This window comes from Glycomyces arizonensis DSM 44726 (genome assembly GCF_000482705.1).
GTDB classification, from domain to species: domain Bacteria; phylum Actinomycetota; class Actinomycetes; order Mycobacteriales; family Micromonosporaceae; genus Glycomyces; species Glycomyces arizonensis.
Genome location: NZ_AXWO01000027.1, coordinates 18,695 through 36,687, shown reverse-complemented (window position 1 = coordinate 36,687; position 17,993 = coordinate 18,695). Strand labels below are relative to the sequence as shown.

The following is a 17,993-nucleotide window of genomic DNA, read 5'->3' as shown; positions in this document are numbered from 1 at the left end:
GTGCCACCGACGTCAACCGGGTCGCGATATTGATCCGACATTTTTTCTCGTGTGGCGAGGCGCCGAAAAGAAGGCGCTGGTCAGGGGCGATGGTAGACGAGGTGCCCCTCGGCGAGGGTCATGGCGCACCGCGGGGAGGGGCCCTGGGGATCACTCAGATCGGGCAGTCCGGGGCCGGTGAGATCCCACACGGCGGCGTTCGCGCGCATGCCCGGGGCCAGCGCCCCGGCGTCGTCGATGCCCAGGGCCCTCCAGCCGCCCCTGGTGGCGGCGGTGAACGCCGTGGTGGGCGCGAGCCGCAGGCTCGGGTTGTGGTGGTGCACGGCGGCCCTGACCGCGCCCCACGGATCGAGCGGCGTGACCGGCGAGTCGGAGCCGAACGCGAGCGGGACGCCGACCCCGGCCAGCGAGGCGAGGGGGTTCGCCGCCAATGCGGCATCGCGTCCGAGGCGGGCGGCGTACATGCCGTCGGCGCCGCCCCAGGCGGCGTCGAAGGCGGGCTGGACGGAGGCGTGGAGGCCGTGGTGGACCATGCGGGCCGTCAGCGCGTTATCGAGCAGTTCGGCGTGCTCGATGCGGTGGCGGGCGTGGCGGATCGCGTCGAGGCCGATGGCCCGCTCGGCGAGGTCGAGGCCGTCGAGGACGATGGCGATGGCGCCGTCGCCGATGGCGTGGAACGCGGCGGACAGGCCGATGCGGTGGCAGTCGGCGAGGTGGTCGCGGACCTGCTCGGCGGTGAAGTACCGCGCCCCGCGCGTGGACGCATCGTCGCGGTAGGGGCCGCGGAGGTAGGCGGTGCGGGCGCCGAGAGAGCCGTCGATGGACAGGTCGCCGCCGCAGCCGTGGGCGCCGAGGTCGCGGGCCTTCTCCGCGGCGCACAGCTCGCCCCACCAGCCGTAGACGGCGGGGTTGCCCGGCTCGGCGCCGAGGCCGACCAGGCCGGTGAACTCGGTCTCGGTGTGGGGGTCGGCCTCGACGGGCACGCTGTGCTCGACCACGGCGGCGATGCCGAGGCTCGCGGCCCGGTCGAGGGCGGCCTGCGCGACGGCCAGGCGCTGGGGCACCGGGACGGCGGCGTTCAGGTGGCCGCGGGCGGCGCGGTGGGCCATGCGCTTGAGCACGCCGTCCTCGGCGCCATCGAGGGCACGCAGCTCGGGGTGGGCGTCGAGCACGCGGGGCCCGGCGATGCCGACGTGCCCGCAGGCGCGCGAGAGGTACGCCAGGCGCCCGCCCGCGGCGTTCTCGACTTCGAGCGGGGTCGGCAGGGCCGGGTCGTCCCAGGTCGTCTCGTCCCAGCCGTGGGCGAGGACGACCGCCTCGGCCGGGAGCGAGGCCGCGAAGCTCGCGACCCGCTCCAGCACCGCCTGGGCCGAGCCGAGCCCGGCCAGGTGCAGGCCGATCAGGGACGCTCCGGTGCCGGTGAGGTGGACGTGGGAGTCGACGAACGCGGGGGTCACCAGGGCGCCGTCGAGGTCGACGGTCTCGTCGGCCGCGGGGGCCTCGGCGTCGGGGCCGACCCAGGCGATCGTGGCGCCCTCGACGAGCATGGCGGTCGCGTCCGGGCTGGTGGGGCTCAGGACGCGGCCGCCGCGCCACAGTGTCCTGCGCAGCCGCGTTCCGTGCAACGGTGTGTTGGGGAGACTCATGCCTCCCAGTGTCCCAGTCTCAGTCGACCGGATGCAGCACGCGGTGGAGGAAGCTCTGGGCGCGTTCGGTCTTCGGCTCGGTGAGCATCCGGGAGGGCGGTCCCTGCTCGACGATGACGCCGCCGTCGAGGAAGACGACGCGGTCGGCGACCTCGCGGGCGAAGGCCATCTCGTGGGTGACCACGAGCATCGTCATGCCGTCGGCGGCCAGGCCCTTCATGACCGCCAGGACCTCGCCGACCAGTTCGGGGTCGAGCGCCGAGGTCGGCTCGTCGAACAGCATCAGGGCCGGGCCCATGGCCAGGGCGCGGGCGATGGCCACGCGCTGCTGCTGCCCGCCCGAGAGCTGCGCCGGCTTGGCCCGCTCCTTGCCCTCGATGCCCACCTGGTCGAGCAGGCGGCGGGCCTCGGCTTCGGCCTCGGCTTTGGGACGGCCGAGGACGCGTCGCTGCGCGATGGCGATGTTGTCGAGGATCGACAGGTGGCTGAACAGGTTGAAGTGCTGGAAGACCATGCCGATGTCGCGCCTGGCGGCGTCGAGGTCGACGTCGGGATGGGTCATGTCGTGCCCGGCGGCGTGGACGGTGCCGGCCGTGGGCGGCTCGAGCAGGTTGACGCAGCGCAGGAGCGTGGACTTGCCCGAGCCGGAGGGCCCGATGAGGCACACCACTTCGCCTTCGCCGATCTCGAGGTCGATGCCGCGCAGGACCTCGTTGTCGCCGAAGCGCTTGCGCAGGCCGCTGATGGCCACAAGGCGGTTGCTCAACGGTGGTCCCCCTTGTTCTCGAGTCGGCGGGCCAGCGCCGAGAGCGGCACGGTCACCAGCAGGTAGAGCAGGCCGCCGACCAGCAGCGGGGTGGCGTTGGCCGAGGAGGTCAGCTCCGAGCGGGCGAACTTGGTCAGCTCCACGGTGGAGGCGGTGACGCCCAGGACGTACACCAGGGAGGAGTCCTTGGTGAGCATGACCAGTTCATTGGTGAGCGGCGGGATGACGATGCGCAGCGCCTGCGGGAGCACGACGCTGAGCATGGTGCGGGTGTGGCTCATGCCGAGGGAGCGGGCGGCCTCGACTTGGCCGCGCGGGACGGCCTGGATGCCGGCGCGGACGCTCTCGGCGACGTAGGCCGAGGAGGTCAGGCCGAGGCCGATGGCGACCTGCCCGTAGACGCCGCCGGGCCAGGTGATGCCGGGGAAGGCCTGCGGGACGGCGAAGCCGACCAGGAACAGCACGAGCAGGGCGGGCAGGCCGCGGAAGATCTCGACGTAGACGGCGGCGAACCACCGGTAGGGGCCGAAGCCCGAGACCCGCATGAGCGCGATGACGACGCCGACGATCATGCCGAATATAAACGCGAGGATCGTGTAGGCGATGGTGTTGCCGAAGGCGACCCACACGTCGGGGAACATGTCGGCGGCGGTGTCGAGCCGCAGGAAGGAGTCGGCGATGCGTCCCCAGTCGGCCAGCAGGGCGACGGCGAGGACGACGGCTATGGCGACGGCGTACTGGACGGCGCGGGAGAGGCGGCGCCTCTGGCGCACCGTCATCCCGCCGCGTTGGGCGGCGGCCACTACTCGGCGTCGCCTTCGGTGTAGGGCTCGTGGAACCACTGCTCGTAGAGCTCGGCGTAGGTGCCGTCCTCGAAGGCCTGGTCGAGCATGGCGTTGACCTCGTCGAGCAGTTCGGTGTCGTCCTTCTGGACGGCGAAGGCGTAGTGCTCGTCGGTCTCGATGGAGTCGGTGAGCTGGAGATCGTCGGCGACCTCGACCATCTGGGTCCAGGTGGCGAGGTCGGCGATGGAGGCCTGGCTGGCGCCGGAGTTCATGGAGGCGACGATGTCGCCCATGGTCTCGAAGGAGCGGACCTCGAAGCCGTACTGGTCCTTGATGGAGTTGGCGTAGGACTCGCCGGTGGTGGCCGACTGGACGGCGACGGTGGCGCCTTCCAGGTCGTCGAGGCTCGCGATGTCCGAGCCCTTGACGGTGACGAAGGCCTGGTCGGCGCGGAAGTAGGGCTGGGACAGGCCCAGGGCCTGCTCGCGCTCGTCGGTGATGGAGATGCCCGCGGCGGCGATGTCGCAGGTCCCTGCGTTGAGCGCGGCGCCGGACTGGATGGAGTCGAAGTCGATCTCGACGATCTCGACGGTCTGGTCGAGGCGCTCGGCGAGCAGGTTCATCAGGTCGATGTCGAAGCCGACGATGTCGCCGCCGTCGCCTTTGAACTCGAACGGCTCGAACGGGACGTTCGTGCAGACGGTGAGGGTGTCGTCGTTCTCGCCGCCACCGCCACCGGTGCCGGACGAGCATGCGGCCGCGGCGAGCCCGGTCCCGATCAGGGCCAGGGCCGCGGCGGCGCGGCGGGCAGTGGTGTTCACCGGAACGCTCCTTTATTCGTTGCTTGTGGCTGCTGCATCTTCCAGGGCCTGTGCCTCCATAGTTGTGGCACCCGCCTGAGAATGTGTCAGGTTTCGCATTATGGGATATCGCGAAACGGCGTTCGCGGGCGGCGTCGGTCCCGCGTGAGACAGTGTGTGGATGCTGATGCTCATCGACGCCGCGTCCCTTTGGTACCGGGCGTACTACGGCCTGCCCTCCTCGATCACGTCGCCCTCGGGGGCGCGGTCGGGCGCGGTGCGGGGCTTCTTCGACGGCCTGTCAACGCTGGTCAGGCGCTTCTCCCCCACCGAGCTGGTGTGCTGCCTGGAGGGCAACTGGCGCCCGGAGTGGCGCACGGACCTCATCGGCGGGTACAAGGCGGCGCGGGCCCGCGAGGACGGCTCGGAGGACACCCCTGAGGGGATGGACGCGCAGGTGGCGGCGATCGAGGCGCTGCTGCCCGCGCTCGGGGTCGCGACGGCGGCGCACCCCGAGTTCGAGGCCGACGACGTGATCGCGACGCTGGCCGCGCGCACCGCCGAGCCGGTGTGCGTGGTCACCGGTGACAGGGACCTGTTCCAGTTGGTCGACGACGCGGCGGAGCGCAGCGTCGTATACCTCGCTCGCGGGATATCTAAGGCTGAATTGTTCAACGGCGCTGCCGTGGCGACGAAGTTCGGCGTCGCGCCCGAGCACTACGTCGACTTCGCGGTGCTGCGCGGCGACCCCTCGGACGGGCTGCCCGGCGTCAAGGGCATCGGCGCGAAGACGGCGATCAGCCTCGTGAACACCTACGGCGGCATCAGCGGCATCCGCGCCGCCGCCCTGGAGGACGGCTCGGACGTGCCCGAGCGCCAGCGCCGGGCGATCCTGGAGGCCGAGGACTACCTGGAGCGGGCGCTCAAGGTCTCCACGGTCGCCGACGACGTCGAACTGCCCTTGATCGACTCGGCGCTGCCCGCCGAGGCGGCCGACCCGGCCGCCGTCGAGGCGCTGACGGCCGAATGGGGCATCGCCTCGGCGCTGCGCCGCTTCGGCGAGGCGATCACCCCGCAAGATCGGGTGTGAGCCGCTCGGCTGCTTGGGCAGACGTCGGCGGCCCTGCTCATACGTCGGCGACGACGCCGCGCCTGATGGCGTCGACCGCGTCGAACGCGGCGTCGGCCAGCTCGTTCGAGGACGCGGTGCCGATGACGCGCGCGGCCGTGCCCACCTGGTGGAGCAGGTCGGCGGTGCGCCGCGCCCAGCGCACGAAGTCGCCCCCGGGCATCGGCCACGGCCCGTCGGAGGCGGCCAGGGCCTTGGACAGCTCCTCGCCCCTGGTCCACCGGTAGATCGGCCAGGCCAGGCCCAGCTGCGGCTTCGCCGTCAGCGACAGGCCCCGCTGGTTCTCCGATCGCCTGACGGCCTCCCAGCGGCGGCCGGTCTTGGCCACCGCCTCGGTGATCGGCCCCGGCACGGCCACGAAGAACTCGTCCTCCTCGAAGCGGGAGTCGTAGATGACCGTCGAGGCGATCGCCGCCAGCGAGGGCGCGTCCAGGCCCTCCCAGATCCCGTCCCGCAGGCACTGGGCCACGAGCAGGTCGGTCTCCACGAACAGGTTCCGCAGCAGCCGCCCCGACTCGGTGACGGTCTCGCCGTCGAGGTAGCCGAACTCGGTGAGGACCTCGCGGACGGCCGTGAACTGGCGGGCCAGGGAGTGCTCGCGCCGCCCGGCACGGCGGCGCAGCTGCTCCTCCTCGCGGTGCAGGCGCATCCAGCGGGAGGCGTGCACGGTGTGCTGGTGGGCGTCGGGGCACGAGCGGCACGGGTGCGCCTTGACCTCCTCGCGCAGCTTCGCGATCTCCGGTGTCTCGGGGGCTCCGCCGCGCCGCGTGGGCTTACGCATGTCGCGGGTGGCCTCGCGCAGCGCCGAGGCGAGGTCGGCGCGGTCCTTCGGGTTCTTGCGATTGAACTGCTTGGCGATGCGGATGCGGGTGGCGACCTCGACGCCGCCGTCGAACGCGGAGGTGTCCAGGCTTCCGGTCCAGCCGTCGGCGGTCACCACGGCCCAGCGCGGGTCGTGCCCGGCCTTGCGGTGGCTGGTGGGACGCAGGAACACCGCCCAGCCCGAGTGCTTGCCGCGAGGAATCCACACGACGTCGCCGCCGCGCAGCTCCCCCAGCGAGGTGCGGGCGGCGTCCCTGCGGGCGCCCTTGCGGCGCTTCTGGGCGCCGCGCTCGGCCTGCGAGAGCCGCTGGGTCAGCTCGTAGTACTCCAGGAAGTCGCCCAAGTCGCACGCGGCGGCCTCGGCCGACTCGGCGGCCTTGCGGCCGAGGGCCCGGGCCTGCTCGGCGATGTGGACGGCCTCGGTGTCGAACTGGAACTGCGCGAACGAGGAGGCCAGGACCTCTTGGGCGCGGTCGACGCCGGCGGCGCCGATGAGGTTGACGGCCATGTTGTAGGAGGGCGCGAACGACGAGTTCAGCGGGTAGGTGCGCTTGGAGGCGAGCCCGGCGACCTCCTTGGGCCTGATGTCCTCGGCCCAGACGGTGACCGCGTGGCCCTCGACGTCGATGCCGCGCCGCCCGGCGCGGCCGGTCAGCTGCGTGTACTGGCCGGGGGTGAGCATGACGTGGTCGGAGCCGTTGTACTTGATCAGCCGCTCCAGCACGACCGAGCGGGCGGGCATGTTGATGCCCAGCGCGAGCGTCTCGGTGGCGAACACGGCCTTGAGCAGGCCGCGCTCGAACAGCTTCTCCACGACCTCCTTGAACACCGGCAGCAGCCCGGCATGGTGGGCCGCGATCCCGGCGGCGAGCCCGTCGAGCCACCGCTCGAAGCCGACCGCCTCCAGGTCGCGGGCGTCGATGTGGGCGGTGGCCTCGGTGGCGTAGTCGATGATCTCCTCGCGCTCGGCGCGGCCGGTGAGCCGCAGGCCCGCGCGGACGCACTCGTCGACGGCGGCGTCGCATCCGGCTCGCGAGAAGATGAAGTAGATCGCCGGGAGCAGCCCGGCGCCGTCGAGGCGCTCGACGACGCGGCCGCGGTCGACGAACGGCCTGCCGCGCCGCCTGCCGCCGCGCTCGGAGCGCTCGCGGGCGCGGGCGTCCTTCTTGAGCAGCTCCTTGGAGACGTGGTCGCCATCGGGCTCGAACAGGTCGAGCAGAGCGCCGCCGACCATCATGTGCTGCCACAGCGGCACCGGGCGGGTCTCGGAGACCACGACCTCGGTGGAGCCGCGCACGCTCTTGAGCCAGTCGCCGAACTCCTCGGCGTTGGAGACCGTCGCCGACAGGCTCACCACCCGCACCTCCGCGGGCAGCTCGATGATGATCTCCTCCCACACCGCGCCGCGGAACCGGTCGGCGAGGTAGTGGACCTCGTCCATGACCACGTAGCGCAGGCCTGCCAGGGTGGGCGACCCGGCGTAGATCATGTTGCGCAGGACCTCGGTGGTCATGACCACGATGGGGGCCTCGCCGTTGATGACCGTGTCGCCGGTGAGCAGGCCGACGTTGTCGGCGCCGTGCGCCTCGACCAGGTCGTTGAACTTCTGGTTCGAGAGCGCCTTGATCGGGGTGGTGTAGAAGCACTTGGCGCCCTCGGCGAGCGCGAGGTGGACGGCGAACTCCCCCACCACGGTCTTGCCGGCGCCGGTGGGCGCGCACACGAGCACCCCGTGGCCCTCTTCGAGGACCCGGCAGGCCAGGATCTGGAAGTCGTCGAGCGCGAACGGGTACTCCTCGGCGAAGGAGGCCAGTTCGGGCCAGGTACGCCGTGCCTTGGCGGCGGCGTGGCGCTGGGCCGGGGATCGGTCGTCGGCGTAGTGCACATCGCCGGTGGAAGACACCATGTCCCCAAGGGTAGTGCCCTCTTATGACAGCGGCGGCGGCACGGCGAGCGCGGGGCCGCTTTGCCATGCGGCGGTGCTCACCCGGTTGTGACGATGCCTACACGGCCAGGTATCGTCCGTTTGTGCACCAGGATTCCTCACCAGGAGACGATGAGGGGGGCCGTGGCAGTATCGAAGCGGTCCTGTTCGATTTCCACGGCACGTTGGCGCAGCTCGAACCCCTGACCCGGTCGGTGTCCCTGGCGGCGGAGGCGTGCGGGCGGAGCCTGTCGCCGCTGAGCGTCACCGCGCTCGCCGACGCCATCGGCGCACAGGGCTGGCTGGGGTCGGGCCTGGAGGCGCGGGTGCGGCCGGACTTCGCCGACGCCTGGGCCGACCGCGATCTCGACGAGGATGCCCACCGGGAGGCGTTCACCGCGCTCGCCGCGCAGGCGCACGGCGTGTTCGAGGGCCTGGCAGAGGCCCTGTACGACCGGATGGCCTCCCCCGAGGGGTGGGTGGCCTTCGCGGACACGATGTCGACCCTGGTGGCGCTCAAGGCGCAGGGCTACCCGATCGCGCTGGTCAGCAACATCGGCTTCGACGCCCGCCCGGTGCTGCGGCACCTGGGCATCGACCGGTTCATCGACGCGTGGGTGCTGTCCTACGAGGTCGGGTTCTGCAAACCGGACGAGAAGATCTTCTACGCCGCCTGCCACGCGCTCGACGTCGAGCCGTCCCGGGCGCTCATGGTGGGCGACTCGGTCGCCGACGCCGGGGCCGGCCGGATCGGGGCGCGCTGCTACCTGCTGCCGCACGCCGAGGCCGGACGCGCCGTCGGCCTGGAAGCGGTCCTGAGACTGGTCCGGGCCGGAGTCTGACCGCTACCCGCCGCACCGTCCCGCAGCGGGCCTCCTGAGACGGCGCGGGCCGGTCTCTGAACGGGCCGCGGTCTGGAGGTGCTCCTCCTCGTCGCCTGAGGCCGGTCTCGGCCGGGGCCTGCGACTTCGGGGCCGCCCGCCGCCGCCCGAACCGCGCCCTGCGCGGCGGCGAAGCGCATCGCGTCTCGTCCGTCACCCGCCACCATCTGAACTGGTAGCCGCCGCGCGGCGGCGGGCCGCGCTTCCCGCGCTAGTCCCGCCGCTCTCAAAGCGGTCCTGAGACCGAGGCGGGCCGGGGTCTTGCGACCCCGGCCCGCCTTCATTCGGTTCTCGTCCCGTTTCGGGGATCAGGTGATGTCGTCGAATCCGTCGACTCGGCGGCCGAGGCGGTTGCGCCGCTCGGGCCCGGAATCGTCGTCGATGTCGTCGGTGCCGACCGCCGACGCGGCGCCCACGTCGGTCGCCTCGCCGATGTCACCGGCCTCGTCGTCGTCCCACTCGTCCTCGTCGGTGTAACCGCGCCGCTTGTCGTTGAGCGTCGCGACGATGAGCGCCACACCGTACAGGAACAGCATGCACGCCGCCAGCGCGGTCATGCCGAACGGGTCGGGCGTGGGCGTGAAGACCGCGGTGAACACGAAGCTCACGAGCACCACGATCCGCCACCAGCCGCGCATCCGCTTCGCCCTGACCAGACCCATGACGTTCAGCATGAGCAGGATCAGCGGGAACTCGAAGCCGATGCCGAACACCATCATGACGGCGATGTAGAAGTTTATGTAGCTCTCGAGGTTGAGGGCGATGGAGATGCCCTCTTCCTGGAGCACCATGATGAACTGGATGCCGTGGCTGACCACGAAGTACGCGAGGGTCGCGCCGGCCAGGAACAGGGGCGCGGCGACGCCGATGAAGAGGTAGGCGTAGCGCCGCTCGTTGCGGTGCAGGCCGGGCGCGATGAACGCCCACAGCTGGTAGAGCCAGATCGGCGAGGTGCCGATCAGGGCCATGTACAGCGATACCTTGAGGTACAGGCCGATGTGGGAGATCGGCGACTCCAGCGTGAAACCGCACGTGGCGCCGTCGCCGGTTTCCTTGACGACGGCATCGCAGTACGGCTCTTGCAGGATGTGGATGACGTCTTTGGAGAAGAACAGCGCGACAGCGGTGCCGACCAGGATGACCAGGACCGCGATGAGCAGACGGGTCCGCAGGTCCTGGAGGTGCTCCATGAGCGTCATGGAGCCGTCGGCGGCGCGTTGGAACTTGGTGCTGCGTCTGCCTTCGCGCCGGGGTTTGACAGCCATATTCGTTTCTGCGGCGTCCGGCCTAGCGAGTCTTCTTGCGGTCCGAGTTCACCGACTCGCCGTCGATGACCGTGTCGTCGACCGACTGCGGCGGCTCGAGCGGCTCACGCGAGTGCCTGGGCTCGGCGTGGTCGTCGCCGTCGATGTCGGCGTTCGAGCCGTCCTTCTTCATCTGCTCGGTCTCCGACTTGAGGATGCGCATCGAGCGGCCCAGACCCCTGGCCATGTCCGGAAGCTTCCTGGAGCCGAACAGCAGCAGGATCACAATGACGAGAATGATGATGTGCCAGGGTTTCAATGCGCCCATTGTTCGATCCCTCCGGATACATGTCAGTGACGTTAACCATCGTATGCCCCTCGCTCGCCGTCGGCTACGGAGCCTGGTGAGCGGCGATCGGCCGGCTGGCCTGGGGCAGGCGTGCGAGCCGTCCGTTTCCGATGTCGGCGAGCCGGACAAGCATGACCGACGCTCGACACTTCCGTCAACACAGGAGCCTTGGAGTTCACCGATCTTTATCAGAATGTGGCTCTGGTGACCGGGAAGCGTCACTTCCCGGGCATGGACTGGGCCACGCGCTGGGCGTCGCCCATGGTCGCGTTCAATCGCTCCTGCAACTCGCCCGCCTGTGCGGCCCGTTCCTTGATGCGGCCTGTGTCGACGTCGAGGTCGCGGACCGCGCTGAGCAGTCGCACGGCGGCCACGGCGAGCAGGATGAGGCCGGCGAGCGCCAGCGCGCCCGATATCGCCCAGATCATGGCGACAGTCTAGCGATCGGCTCCGCTCGGCGCGGCGGGGTGTCGGTGTCCGGTCTCGGGCGGCGGGTCGGCGTACCGGTCGAGGGCGGCCTGAGCGGCGGATCTGACCTCGTCGCGCAGTTCGGCGGGGGCGATGACCTGGGCTTCGCCGCCGAGGCCGAGGACGAAGCGGCGGGCCCACTCCAGGTCGCGGGCGCGCATCTTGATCCGGCGGTAGCCGTCGGCCTCGCCGATGATCTCCTCGCAGGGGTAGGAGTCGGTGATGCCCTTCCCGGCCGGGCCGAGGCGCAGTTCGATGAGCGGCAGCTCGGAGGCCAGGAACGCGGTCGGGGCCGGCTCCCCCGGCCCGGCGGCGCGGCCCGCGGGCCTGGCGGCGGACGCGGGGGGCGCTGCGGGCTCGTCGATGACGGTGCAGGCGTCGATGCGGTCGAGCCGGAACTGGCGGACCTCGTTCGCGGTGCGGCACCAGGCGCGCAGGTAGGCGTGGCCGTCGGCGGCGACGACCTCGATGGGGTCGACGATGCGCTCGGAGGTGGTGTCGCGGCTGGCCGAGTAGTAGGTGATCCGGGCGGCGTTGCCCGATTCGACCAGGGCCGCGTAGCGTTCGACGTCGCTCTCGGCGACGGTGTCGCGGACGGGCACCTCGGCGGCCTCGGCGCCCGCGGCGGCGCCGAGCTTGTCGAGCGCCGAGGCGATCGCGCCGCGGTCGCCGACGCCGGGGGTGTCGCCCAGGACGCGGAGGGCCACTGACAGGGCCAGGGCCTCGTGGCCGGCCAGGCGCACCGGCCGGTCCATGCCCGCGGCGAAGTTGACGCGGACGGTGTCGGCGTCGAAGGCGATGTCGATGAGGTCGCCGGGCCCGTAGCCGGGCAGGCCGCACATCCACAGCAGCGTCAGGTCGGCGCGGATCTGCGCGACCGTGACGCCGAAGTCGTCGGCGAGTTCGCGGATCGGCACGCCTTCGGGGCGGGCGACCAGGTACGGCACCAGGTTCAGCAGCCTGGCCAGGCGGACGCTCATCGGCGGTCCTCCGCGAGGTTCTGCAGGCACGCGATGGTCTCCTTGACCAGTTCGGGCGGTTCGAGGACGAGGACGTCGGCGCCGAAGGAGGCGAGCCAGGACGCGGTGAAGGGGGTGTCGGTGTAGGTGAAGCAGACCTCGTCGCCGTCGGAGCGGCGGGGGCCGATCTGGTCGGCGCGGCGGCGCACGCCCCAGGCGGCGCGGGGGCGGACCAGGACCTTGGCGCGCGAGGGCGTCTGGTGGGCCTCGGCTTCGGAGGCGAAGGCGAGCACGTCGACGCCCTCGGGGATGGTGTAGGCGTCTTCGGGGCCCACCAGGCGTACCTTGCCGGGGATGCGGGTGAGGCGGAAGACGCGCTGGGCGGCGCGGTCGAGGTCGTAGCCGGCGACGTACCAGCGGCCGCGCCAGGCGGCGCAGCCCCACGGCTGGAGGCGGCGGCGCTGCGCGGTCTCGTCGCGGGCGCCGAGGTAGTCGAAGGCGACCGCGCGGCGGGAGGCGATGGCCTCCAGCAGCGGCGAGAGGGCCGCCTCGGTGCCGGGCAGGGCCTTGACGGGGAAGGCGGCGGCGTGGGACTCGACGTCGATGCCGGCGGCGCGGAGCTTGCGCAGGGCCTGGGCGGTGCCGGACTGGAGTTCGGGCTGGTGCCAGAGGCGGGCGGCGGCGGCCACGGCGGCGGCCTCGGCGTCGGTGAACTCGATCTGGGGCAGCTCGAAGTCGGACCTGGCGATGCGGTAGCCGGGCTCGGTGTCGAAGTAGGGGTCGACGCCGGATTGGAGCGGGACGCCGATGCGGCGCAGTTCGGCCTTGTCGCGCTCGAACTTGCGTTGGAACGCCTCGTGGGCGCGCTTGTCCTCTGGGTCGTGCTCGTAGCCGGGGACGGTCCTGGCGATCTTGCTCGCCGTCTGGAAGCGCCGCGACGACAGCAGACACAACACCAGGTTCACCAACCGTTCAGTGCGATCGTTCGACACCCGCCAAGATTATGCCCTCGGGCATCGGCGCGCGAGGCAGGCCGCCCTTGGCGGGCGGGGGCGCGACCGTTCGCGGGCGGTGGATTCGCTCTGTTACCGTCCAGTCGTGATCAGATGGCGATACGGCACCGTTCGCGCAGTTCGCGGCGGCTGGAGGGGCTGCACCGAGCTCGAGGTCGACGTGGAGGCCCGCGAGGGCGAGGCGGCGTTCTCGTGCCGGGGTCTGGCCTATGACGAGCTCGTCGGCGTCCCGGTCGAGGGCGACAGGGTGCTGCTCAACTGCAACGCGATCGCCAAGGGGCTGGGGACGGGCGGGTACGCGCTGGTCGTGGCCGTGCCGGAGCGTTTGCCGGGCGATGTCGAGGGGCCGGGGCACATCGTCAAGGCCCGGTACACGCCGATGCAGGCGATGCGTCTGGCCGTGGACGAGGACGACTCGCCGCACCGGGCCGCGGTCGAGGCGTGCGAGAGCCTCGACGGGATGCCGGTGGTGGTGGCGGATCTGCATTCGGCGCTCGCGCCGATCCTGGCGGGGGTTCACGCCACCGCCCCGGGTGTGCGGGTCGCGTACGTCATGACCGACGGCGGCTCGCTCCCGGCGTGGTTCTCGCGGCAGTTGGACCAGCTCTCGGACCGACTGTGCACGGTCGTCACCGCCGGGCAGTGCTTCGGCGGGGACTTGGAGGCCACGAACGTGCACAACGCGCTCATCGCCGCGAAGGTCGTCGGCGGCGCCGATGTCGCGATCGTCGCCCAGGGGCCGGGGAACCTCGGCACGGGCACGGTGTGGGGCTTCTCGGGCACCGCCGCCGGGGAGGCGGTCAACGCCGCCGCGGTGCTGGGCGGGCGGCCCGTGGCTTCCTTGCGGATCTCCGAGGGGGACGCGCGGGAGCGGCATCGCGGGATCTCGCACCATTCGATGACGGCTTACAAGAAGGTCGCTCTGGCTTCGGCCGACATTCCGGTGCCCGACGAGCTGCCCGCCGATCTGGAGGGCAAGATCGTCGCGCAGCTGGCCGAGCTGCCCGAGCGGCACCGGCAGGTGACGGTGGAGGCCTCGGGGCTGGTCGAGGCGATGGAGGCGCTGCCGGTGCGGCTGTCGACGATGGGGCGGGGCCTGGACGCCGACCGGGTGTACTTCGTGGCCGAGGCCGTCGCCGGGCGCCACGCCGCGTTCTTGGCGAAGCGCCCGAGCGAGACGTCGGGTTGATCTTTAGAGAACGAACAGGACGAGGATCCACACGGCGATGACGGCCGCCAGGGCGAGCGCCAGCACCCAGGTGGGGACGGTGTACTCGCCGCGCCGGTTGCGGGCGATCTCCTCGCGGATGCGCTCGGTCCTGCGGCGGTAGGCCTCGACGGGGTCGAACGAGCCGCGGCGGCGTTGGGGATCGGCGGCCGGTCGCTGCTGCTGGGAGTCCTCGTGGCGCAAGGGGGCCTCACATGCTGGCGATGAGCTTGTCGACGCGCTCGTCGCGGGAGCGGAACGGGTCCTTGCACAGCACGGTGCGCTGCGCCTGGTCGTTGAGCTTGAGGTGGACCCAGTCGACGGTGAAATCGCGGCGGCGCTCCTGGGCCTTGCGGATGAACTCGCCGCGCAGGCGGGCCCTGGTGGTCTGCGGCGGGACCTCCTTGGCCTCGAAGACCTCGACGTCGTGGGTGAGGCGCTCGGCCTCGCCGCGCTGCTCCATCAGGTGGTGCAGGCCGCGGCCGCGGCGGATGTCGTGGTAGGCGAGGTCGAGCTGGGCGACGCGGGGACTGGACAGGGCCAGGCCGCGCTTCTCGCGGTAGCGCTCGATGAGCTTGAGCTTGGCGACCCAGTCGATCTCGCGGGCCACCGAGTCGAGGTCGCCGGTCTCGACGGCCTGGAGGACCCGGCCCCACAGCTCGATGACGCGCTTGGTGACCGCGTCGGCGCCGCGCTGGTCGATGAAGTCCATCGCCTTCTCGAGGTATTCGCGCTGGATGTCCAGGGCCGAGGCCTCGCGGCCGGAGGCCAGGCGCACCAGGCGCTTGCCGGTGGTGTCGTGGCTGATCTCGCGGATGGCCCGGATCGGGTTCTCCAGGGTCAGGTCCCGCATCGTCACGCCGGTCTCGATCATGCGCAGCACGAGGTCGGCCGAGCCGAGCTTGAGCATCGTGGTGATCTCGTTGATGTTGGAGTCGCCGACGATGACGTGGAGGCGCCGGTAGCGCTCGGCGTCGGCGTGCGGCTCGTCGCGGGTGTTGATGATGGGCCGCGAGCGGGTGGTGGCCGAGGAGACGCCCTCCCAGATGTGCTCGGCGCGCTGGGACAGGCAGTAGCGCGCGCCTCTGGGGGTCTGGAGGACCTTCCCGGCCCCGCAGATGAGCTGGCGGGTCACCAGGAACGGGATGAGGACCTCGGCGAGGCGTCCGAATTCGCCGTGGCGGCTGACCAGGTAGTTCTCGTGGCAGCCGTAGGAGTTGCCGGCGGAGTCGGTGTTGTTCTTGAACAGGTAGATGTCGCCGGCGATGCCTTCGTCGTGGAGGCGCTTCTCGGCGTCGATCATGAGGCCTTCGAGGATCCGCTCCCCCGCGCGGTCGTGTTTGACCAGGTCTTCGACCGAGTCGCATTCGGGGGTGGCGTACTCGGGGTGGGACCCGACGTCGAGGTAGAGGCGGGCGCCGTTGCGCAGGAAGACGTTCGAGGAGCGTCCCCAGCTGACCACGCGCCTGAAGAGGTAGCGGGCCACCTCGTCCGGGGAGAGACGGCGCTGTCCCCTAAAAGTACAAGTGACCCCGTATTCGGTCTCTAGTCCGAAAATGCGCCTGTCCATGTCGAAACCCTACCCCGATTCGGTTGAGGAGAACACCCCTCGCGATCAAACGATGCCAGAACGCGACGGGCACTATGGAAATGTGCGGCGGCACTGGTGCCGCCGTGCGGTTCGCCGCTGGCGCTGGCGGAGCCGCTTCCCGGTTCGGCGTCGCCTGCTGGGCCGTGCGCCGCGGTGGGCGCAGCCGAGCGGCGGCGACCGTCCATTTGAGTGGGAGCGATCCGCGTCGCGTCGGGTTCGGCCGGGCCGTTCGAAAACGACGGCCGTGCCTTTCCCGATCCCCCAGTGGCGGCCGTCGCCGGTCTTTCAGTGGTTCCCCGCCGCCGGGCCGGGAAACCCGGTCCGGCGGCGGAGTCCCGCTGCGGCGTCCGGCGCGGCCGCGATCGGTGCCGCGGGCGGCCTTGGTCAGGACTCGGTGTCGTCGTCGGGGGCCGCTTCGGCGGCTCCCGTCTCGTCGGAGGCGTCGGTCGGTTCGGCGGTGCTCGCCATGAGCGCCTCGAGCGCGGCGCCCTTGATGCGGCGGAACGCCCGGCCGGGGCGGGCCCGCTCGAGCATCGCCACTTCGAGGACGTCGGTGGTCAGCTCCCGCCGCGCGCCGTTCTCGCCGCCGGCGCCGAGCGCCCGCAGCGCCAGCGCGAAGGAGTCGGACAGGGGCGCTTCGAAGTCGTGCCCTTCGCGGAGGACCTCGATCAGCTGCTCGGCCTGGCCGCCCATGGCCAGGTAGCCCGGCTCGTCGTTGATCGAGCCGTCGAAGGTGAGCCGGTAGAGCTCGTCGGCCTGGGCGTCGGCGCCGACGCCGGCGACGCAGATCTCGACTTCGAACGGCTTGGTCTGCTCGGAGAAGATCGCCCCGAGCGTCTGGGCGTAGGCCTTGGCGAGGCTGGCGGCGTTGACGTCGCGCCGGTCGTAGGAGTAGCCGCGCAGGTCGGCCATCCGGACCCCGGCCGTCCGCAGGTTCTCGAACTCGTTGTAGCGGCCGACGGCGGCGAAGCCGATGCGGTCGTAGAGCTCGTAGAGCTTGTGGAGGGCCGAGGAGACGTTCTCGGCGACGAAGAGGACTCCGTCGGCGCACGAGAGCGCGACGACGTTGCGGCCTCGGGAGATGTTCTTGCGGGCGTATTCGGCCCGGTCCCGCATGATCTGCTCGGGACTGGTGTAGAACTGCATGCCCATGTCCGTGCTCCTTTCAGCCGTAGGGGTTCTCAGTGCGGGACGCGATGACGTCGCGGGCCACTTCGGCCACTGCGGCCTCGTCGACGCGCTTGGAGCCCTCGGCCGTGGCGGTCATGACCACCGGGTAGAGGTCGCGGGTGGGGTCGGGGCCGCCGGTGGCGGAGTCGTCGTCCGCGGCGTCGTAGAGCGATTCGACCGCGAGCCTGACGGCATCGTCGGTGGAGATGCCGCGCTGGAAGCGCTTTTTCAAGGCGCTCTTGGCGAAGATCGAGCCCGAGCCGATCGAGTCGAAGTCGCGTTCCTCGTAGATGCCGCCGACGACGTCGAAGCTGTAGATCTTGCCGGCCTGGGAGGCGTCGGGCGCGTCCTCGTCGAATCCGGCGAACAGCGGGACGACGGCGAGGCCCTGGAGCGCGATGCCGAGGTTGCCCCTGAGCATCGTGGCGAGGCGGTTGGCCTTGCCGTTGAGCGTCAGCGACTCGCCTTCGATCTTCTCGTAGTGTTCGAGTTCGAGCTGGTAGAGCTTGACCAGTTCGATGCCGAGTCCGGCCGTTCCGGCGATGCCGATGAGCGAGTAGCCGTCGGCGGGGAAGACCTTCTCGATGTCGCGGCTGGAGATGTAGTTGCCCATGGTGGCCCGGCGGTCGCCGGCCATCACGACGCCTTCGGCGGTCTTCATCGTCACGATCGTGGTGGCGTGGGCGCTGATCTGGGCGAAATCGCCGGGGGGCAGGGGGCGACGGCCCGGAAGCATCTCCGGGGCCACCTGTGTCAGAAACTCCGAGAACGAGGAGGTTCCAGCCGTCATATACGCGTTCGGTAGCTTGCCTGGGAATCCTTCACCTGTCACGACTTGACCTCCCTATTTCTATTTCAATAGCGCGGCCCGCGCTGCAAGGCCTCTCGGGCCCCAGGGCCGTCGATGGTATAGAGCACCTGGTGTGCCGCACCGGTTTCGCGGCTCGAAAGCCCGTTGCCGGTGCGGCGCACCAGGTAACCCTATGTCCATTGGCAGGGCGCCTTACTGGCCGCCCTTTTGCACGAACGAGCGGACGAATTCCTCGGAGTTGGTCTCCAGGACGTCGTCGATCTCGTCGAGCAGGTCGTCTACTTCCTCGGTGATCTCTTCGTGACGCTCGGCAATCTCGGGGTCGACAGCGGCCTCGGTGGCCTCGGCATCGGCGTCCTGCCGTGACCGCTGCGACTGCGACTGCCCGCCGGAGTCTTTCGCTGCCATCGCTTTTCCCTTCTACCTTC

At 70.9% G+C, this 17,993-nt stretch carries 18 protein-coding genes; 3 read left to right on the top strand and 15 right to left on the bottom strand.

Features of this window, described 5'->3' with window-relative positions; all coding sequences use genetic code 11:
- Nucleotides 1-80: 80 nt before the first annotated feature.
- The 4 genes from H613_RS0116695 to H613_RS0116680 are packed head-to-tail and all read right to left on the bottom strand — an operon-like array spanning nucleotide 81 to nucleotide 4,018.
- Nucleotides 81-1,646, bottom strand: a complete 1,566-nt coding sequence (locus tag H613_RS0116695) for an amidohydrolase (RefSeq protein WP_051393461.1) — start codon at nucleotides 1,644-1,646, stop codon at nucleotides 81-83.
- 19 nt (nucleotides 1,647-1,665) lie between these two features.
- A complete protein-coding gene (locus H613_RS0116690; protein ID WP_026924700.1) occupies nucleotides 1,666-2,412 on the bottom strand; it encodes an amino acid ABC transporter ATP-binding protein in 747 nt (248 codons plus the stop codon).
- The gene (locus H613_RS0116685) at nucleotides 2,409-3,191 is read right to left on the bottom strand and encodes an ABC transporter permease subunit (RefSeq protein ID WP_051393473.1); all 783 of its coding nucleotides are present in this window, start codon (nucleotides 3,189-3,191) and stop codon (nucleotides 2,409-2,411) included. The genes H613_RS0116690 and H613_RS0116685 overlap by 4 nt, the downstream gene beginning before the upstream one ends.
- Nucleotides 3,192-3,214: 23 nt before the next feature.
- Nucleotides 3,215-4,018 carry a transporter substrate-binding domain-containing protein gene (locus H613_RS0116680; protein WP_035738384.1) on the bottom strand — a complete coding sequence of 268 codons (804 nt, stop codon included), beginning with the start codon at nucleotides 4,016-4,018 and terminating at the stop codon, nucleotides 3,215-3,217.
- Nucleotides 4,019-4,178: 160 nt separating this feature from the next.
- On the opposite strand from H613_RS0116680, the gene H613_RS0116675 reads away from it, so the two are divergent.
- Nucleotides 4,179-5,087, top strand: coding sequence for a 5'-3' exonuclease (locus H613_RS0116675; RefSeq protein WP_051393472.1), 909 nt, complete (start codon nucleotides 4,179-4,181; stop codon nucleotides 5,085-5,087).
- A 37-nt stretch (nucleotides 5,088-5,124) separates the two neighbouring features.
- Here H613_RS0116675 and H613_RS0116670 read toward each other — a convergent pair whose 3' ends face one another.
- Nucleotides 5,125-7,854 (bottom strand): DEAD/DEAH box helicase, encoded by a 2,730-nt coding sequence (locus H613_RS0116670; protein WP_051393460.1) that lies wholly within the window; start codon nucleotides 7,852-7,854, stop codon nucleotides 5,125-5,127.
- A gap of 122 nt (nucleotides 7,855-7,976) precedes the next feature.
- On the opposite strand from H613_RS0116670, the gene H613_RS0116665 reads away from it, so the two are divergent.
- Nucleotides 7,977-8,714, top strand: a complete 738-nt coding sequence (locus H613_RS0116665; RefSeq protein ID WP_211234857.1) for an HAD family hydrolase — start codon at nucleotides 7,977-7,979, stop codon at nucleotides 8,712-8,714.
- 347 nt (nucleotides 8,715-9,061) lie between these two features.
- Here the strand turns inward: H613_RS0116665 and tatC are convergent, their stop codons facing one another.
- The 5 genes from tatC to H613_RS0116640 all read right to left on the bottom strand — a co-directional run bounded on the left by tatC (nucleotide 9,062) and on the right by H613_RS0116640 (nucleotide 12,765).
- Nucleotides 9,062-10,018 carry a twin-arginine translocase subunit TatC gene (gene tatC / locus H613_RS0116660; RefSeq protein ID WP_026924694.1) on the bottom strand — a complete coding sequence of 319 codons (957 nt, stop codon included), beginning with the start codon at nucleotides 10,016-10,018 and terminating at the stop codon, nucleotides 9,062-9,064.
- Nucleotides 10,019-10,040: 22 nt separating this feature from the next.
- Nucleotides 10,041-10,325: a Sec-independent protein translocase subunit TatA gene (gene tatA / locus H613_RS0116655; protein WP_026924693.1), complete on the bottom strand. Its 285-nt coding sequence runs from the start codon at nucleotides 10,323-10,325 to the stop codon at nucleotides 10,041-10,043.
- Nucleotides 10,326-10,564: 239 nt separating this feature from the next.
- Entirely contained in the window at nucleotides 10,565-10,774 is a 210-nt protein-coding gene (locus tag H613_RS0116650) for a hypothetical protein (protein WP_026924692.1), read from the bottom strand.
- 9 nt (nucleotides 10,775-10,783) lie between these two features.
- Nucleotides 10,784-11,824: a helix-turn-helix transcriptional regulator gene (locus H613_RS0116645; protein ID WP_439330250.1), complete on the bottom strand. Its 1,041-nt coding sequence runs from the start codon at nucleotides 11,822-11,824 to the stop codon at nucleotides 10,784-10,786.
- Nucleotides 11,791-12,765, bottom strand: a complete 975-nt coding sequence (locus H613_RS0116640; RefSeq protein ID WP_026924690.1) for a helix-turn-helix transcriptional regulator — start codon at nucleotides 12,763-12,765, stop codon at nucleotides 11,791-11,793. Before H613_RS0116640 ends, H613_RS0116645 begins: the two co-directional genes overlap by 34 nt.
- A gap of 106 nt (nucleotides 12,766-12,871) precedes the next feature.
- Here H613_RS0116640 and H613_RS0116635 point away from each other — a divergent pair, with 106 nt between their 5' ends.
- Complete coding sequence (locus tag H613_RS0116635; RefSeq protein WP_026924689.1) at nucleotides 12,872-13,975, top strand: DUF3866 family protein; 1,104 nt, start codon at nucleotides 12,872-12,874, stop codon at nucleotides 13,973-13,975.
- A gap of 3 nt (nucleotides 13,976-13,978) precedes the next feature.
- On the opposite strand, the gene H613_RS27195 is transcribed toward H613_RS0116635, so the two are convergent.
- The 5 genes from H613_RS27195 to H613_RS0116610 form a co-directional block, all read right to left on the bottom strand.
- Entirely contained in the window at nucleotides 13,979-14,197 is a 219-nt protein-coding gene (locus tag H613_RS27195) for a hypothetical protein (RefSeq protein WP_035738382.1), read from the bottom strand.
- Nucleotides 14,198-14,204: 7 nt separating this feature from the next.
- Nucleotides 14,205-15,563, bottom strand: a complete 1,359-nt coding sequence (gene pafA / locus H613_RS0116625) for a Pup--protein ligase (RefSeq protein WP_026924688.1) — start codon at nucleotides 15,561-15,563, stop codon at nucleotides 14,205-14,207.
- 405 nt (nucleotides 15,564-15,968) lie between these two features.
- Nucleotides 15,969-16,736: a proteasome subunit alpha gene (gene prcA / locus H613_RS0116620; protein WP_026924687.1), complete on the bottom strand. Its 768-nt coding sequence runs from the start codon at nucleotides 16,734-16,736 to the stop codon at nucleotides 15,969-15,971.
- Between the two features lie 13 nt (nucleotides 16,737-16,749).
- Nucleotides 16,750-17,544, bottom strand: a complete 795-nt coding sequence (prcB, locus tag H613_RS0116615) for a proteasome subunit beta (RefSeq protein ID WP_051393459.1) — start codon at nucleotides 17,542-17,544, stop codon at nucleotides 16,750-16,752.
- 213 nt (nucleotides 17,545-17,757) lie between these two features.
- Nucleotides 17,758-17,973, bottom strand: a complete 216-nt coding sequence (locus H613_RS0116610; RefSeq protein WP_026924685.1) for a ubiquitin-like protein Pup — start codon at nucleotides 17,971-17,973, stop codon at nucleotides 17,758-17,760.
- Between the last annotated feature and the right edge of the window lie 20 nt (nucleotides 17,974-17,993).

Bases quoted from the DNA above. Each gene is read 5' to 3' on its own strand.
- H613_RS0116695 (WP_051393461.1), bottom strand. From the start codon at position 1,646: ATGAGTCTCCCCAACACACCGTTGCACGGAACGCGGCTGCGCAGGACA.
- H613_RS0116685 (WP_051393473.1), bottom strand. From the start codon at position 3,191: ATGACGGTGCGCCAGAGGCGCCGCCTCTCCCGCGCCGTCCAGTACGCC.
- H613_RS0116675 (WP_051393472.1), top strand. From the start codon at position 4,179: ATGCTGATGCTCATCGACGCCGCGTCCCTTTGGTACCGGGCGTACTAC.
- H613_RS0116670 (WP_051393460.1), bottom strand. From the start codon at position 7,854: ATGGTGTCTTCCACCGGCGATGTGCACTACGCCGACGACCGATCCCCG.
- tatC (WP_026924694.1), bottom strand. From the start codon at position 10,018: ATGGCTGTCAAACCCCGGCGCGAAGGCAGACGCAGCACCAAGTTCCAA.
- tatA (WP_026924693.1), bottom strand. From the start codon at position 10,325: ATGGGCGCATTGAAACCCTGGCACATCATCATTCTCGTCATTGTGATC.
- H613_RS0116650 (WP_026924692.1), bottom strand. From the start codon at position 10,774: ATGATCTGGGCGATATCGGGCGCGCTGGCGCTCGCCGGCCTCATCCTG.
- pafA (WP_026924688.1), bottom strand. From the start codon at position 15,563: ATGGACAGGCGCATTTTCGGACTAGAGACCGAATACGGGGTCACTTGT.
- prcA (WP_026924687.1), bottom strand. From the start codon at position 16,736: ATGGGCATGCAGTTCTACACCAGTCCCGAGCAGATCATGCGGGACCGG.
- prcB (WP_051393459.1), bottom strand. From the start codon at position 17,544: ATGACGGCTGGAACCTCCTCGTTCTCGGAGTTTCTGACACAGGTGGCC.
- H613_RS0116610 (WP_026924685.1), bottom strand. From the start codon at position 17,973: ATGGCAGCGAAAGACTCCGGCGGGCAGTCGCAGTCGCAGCGGTCACGG.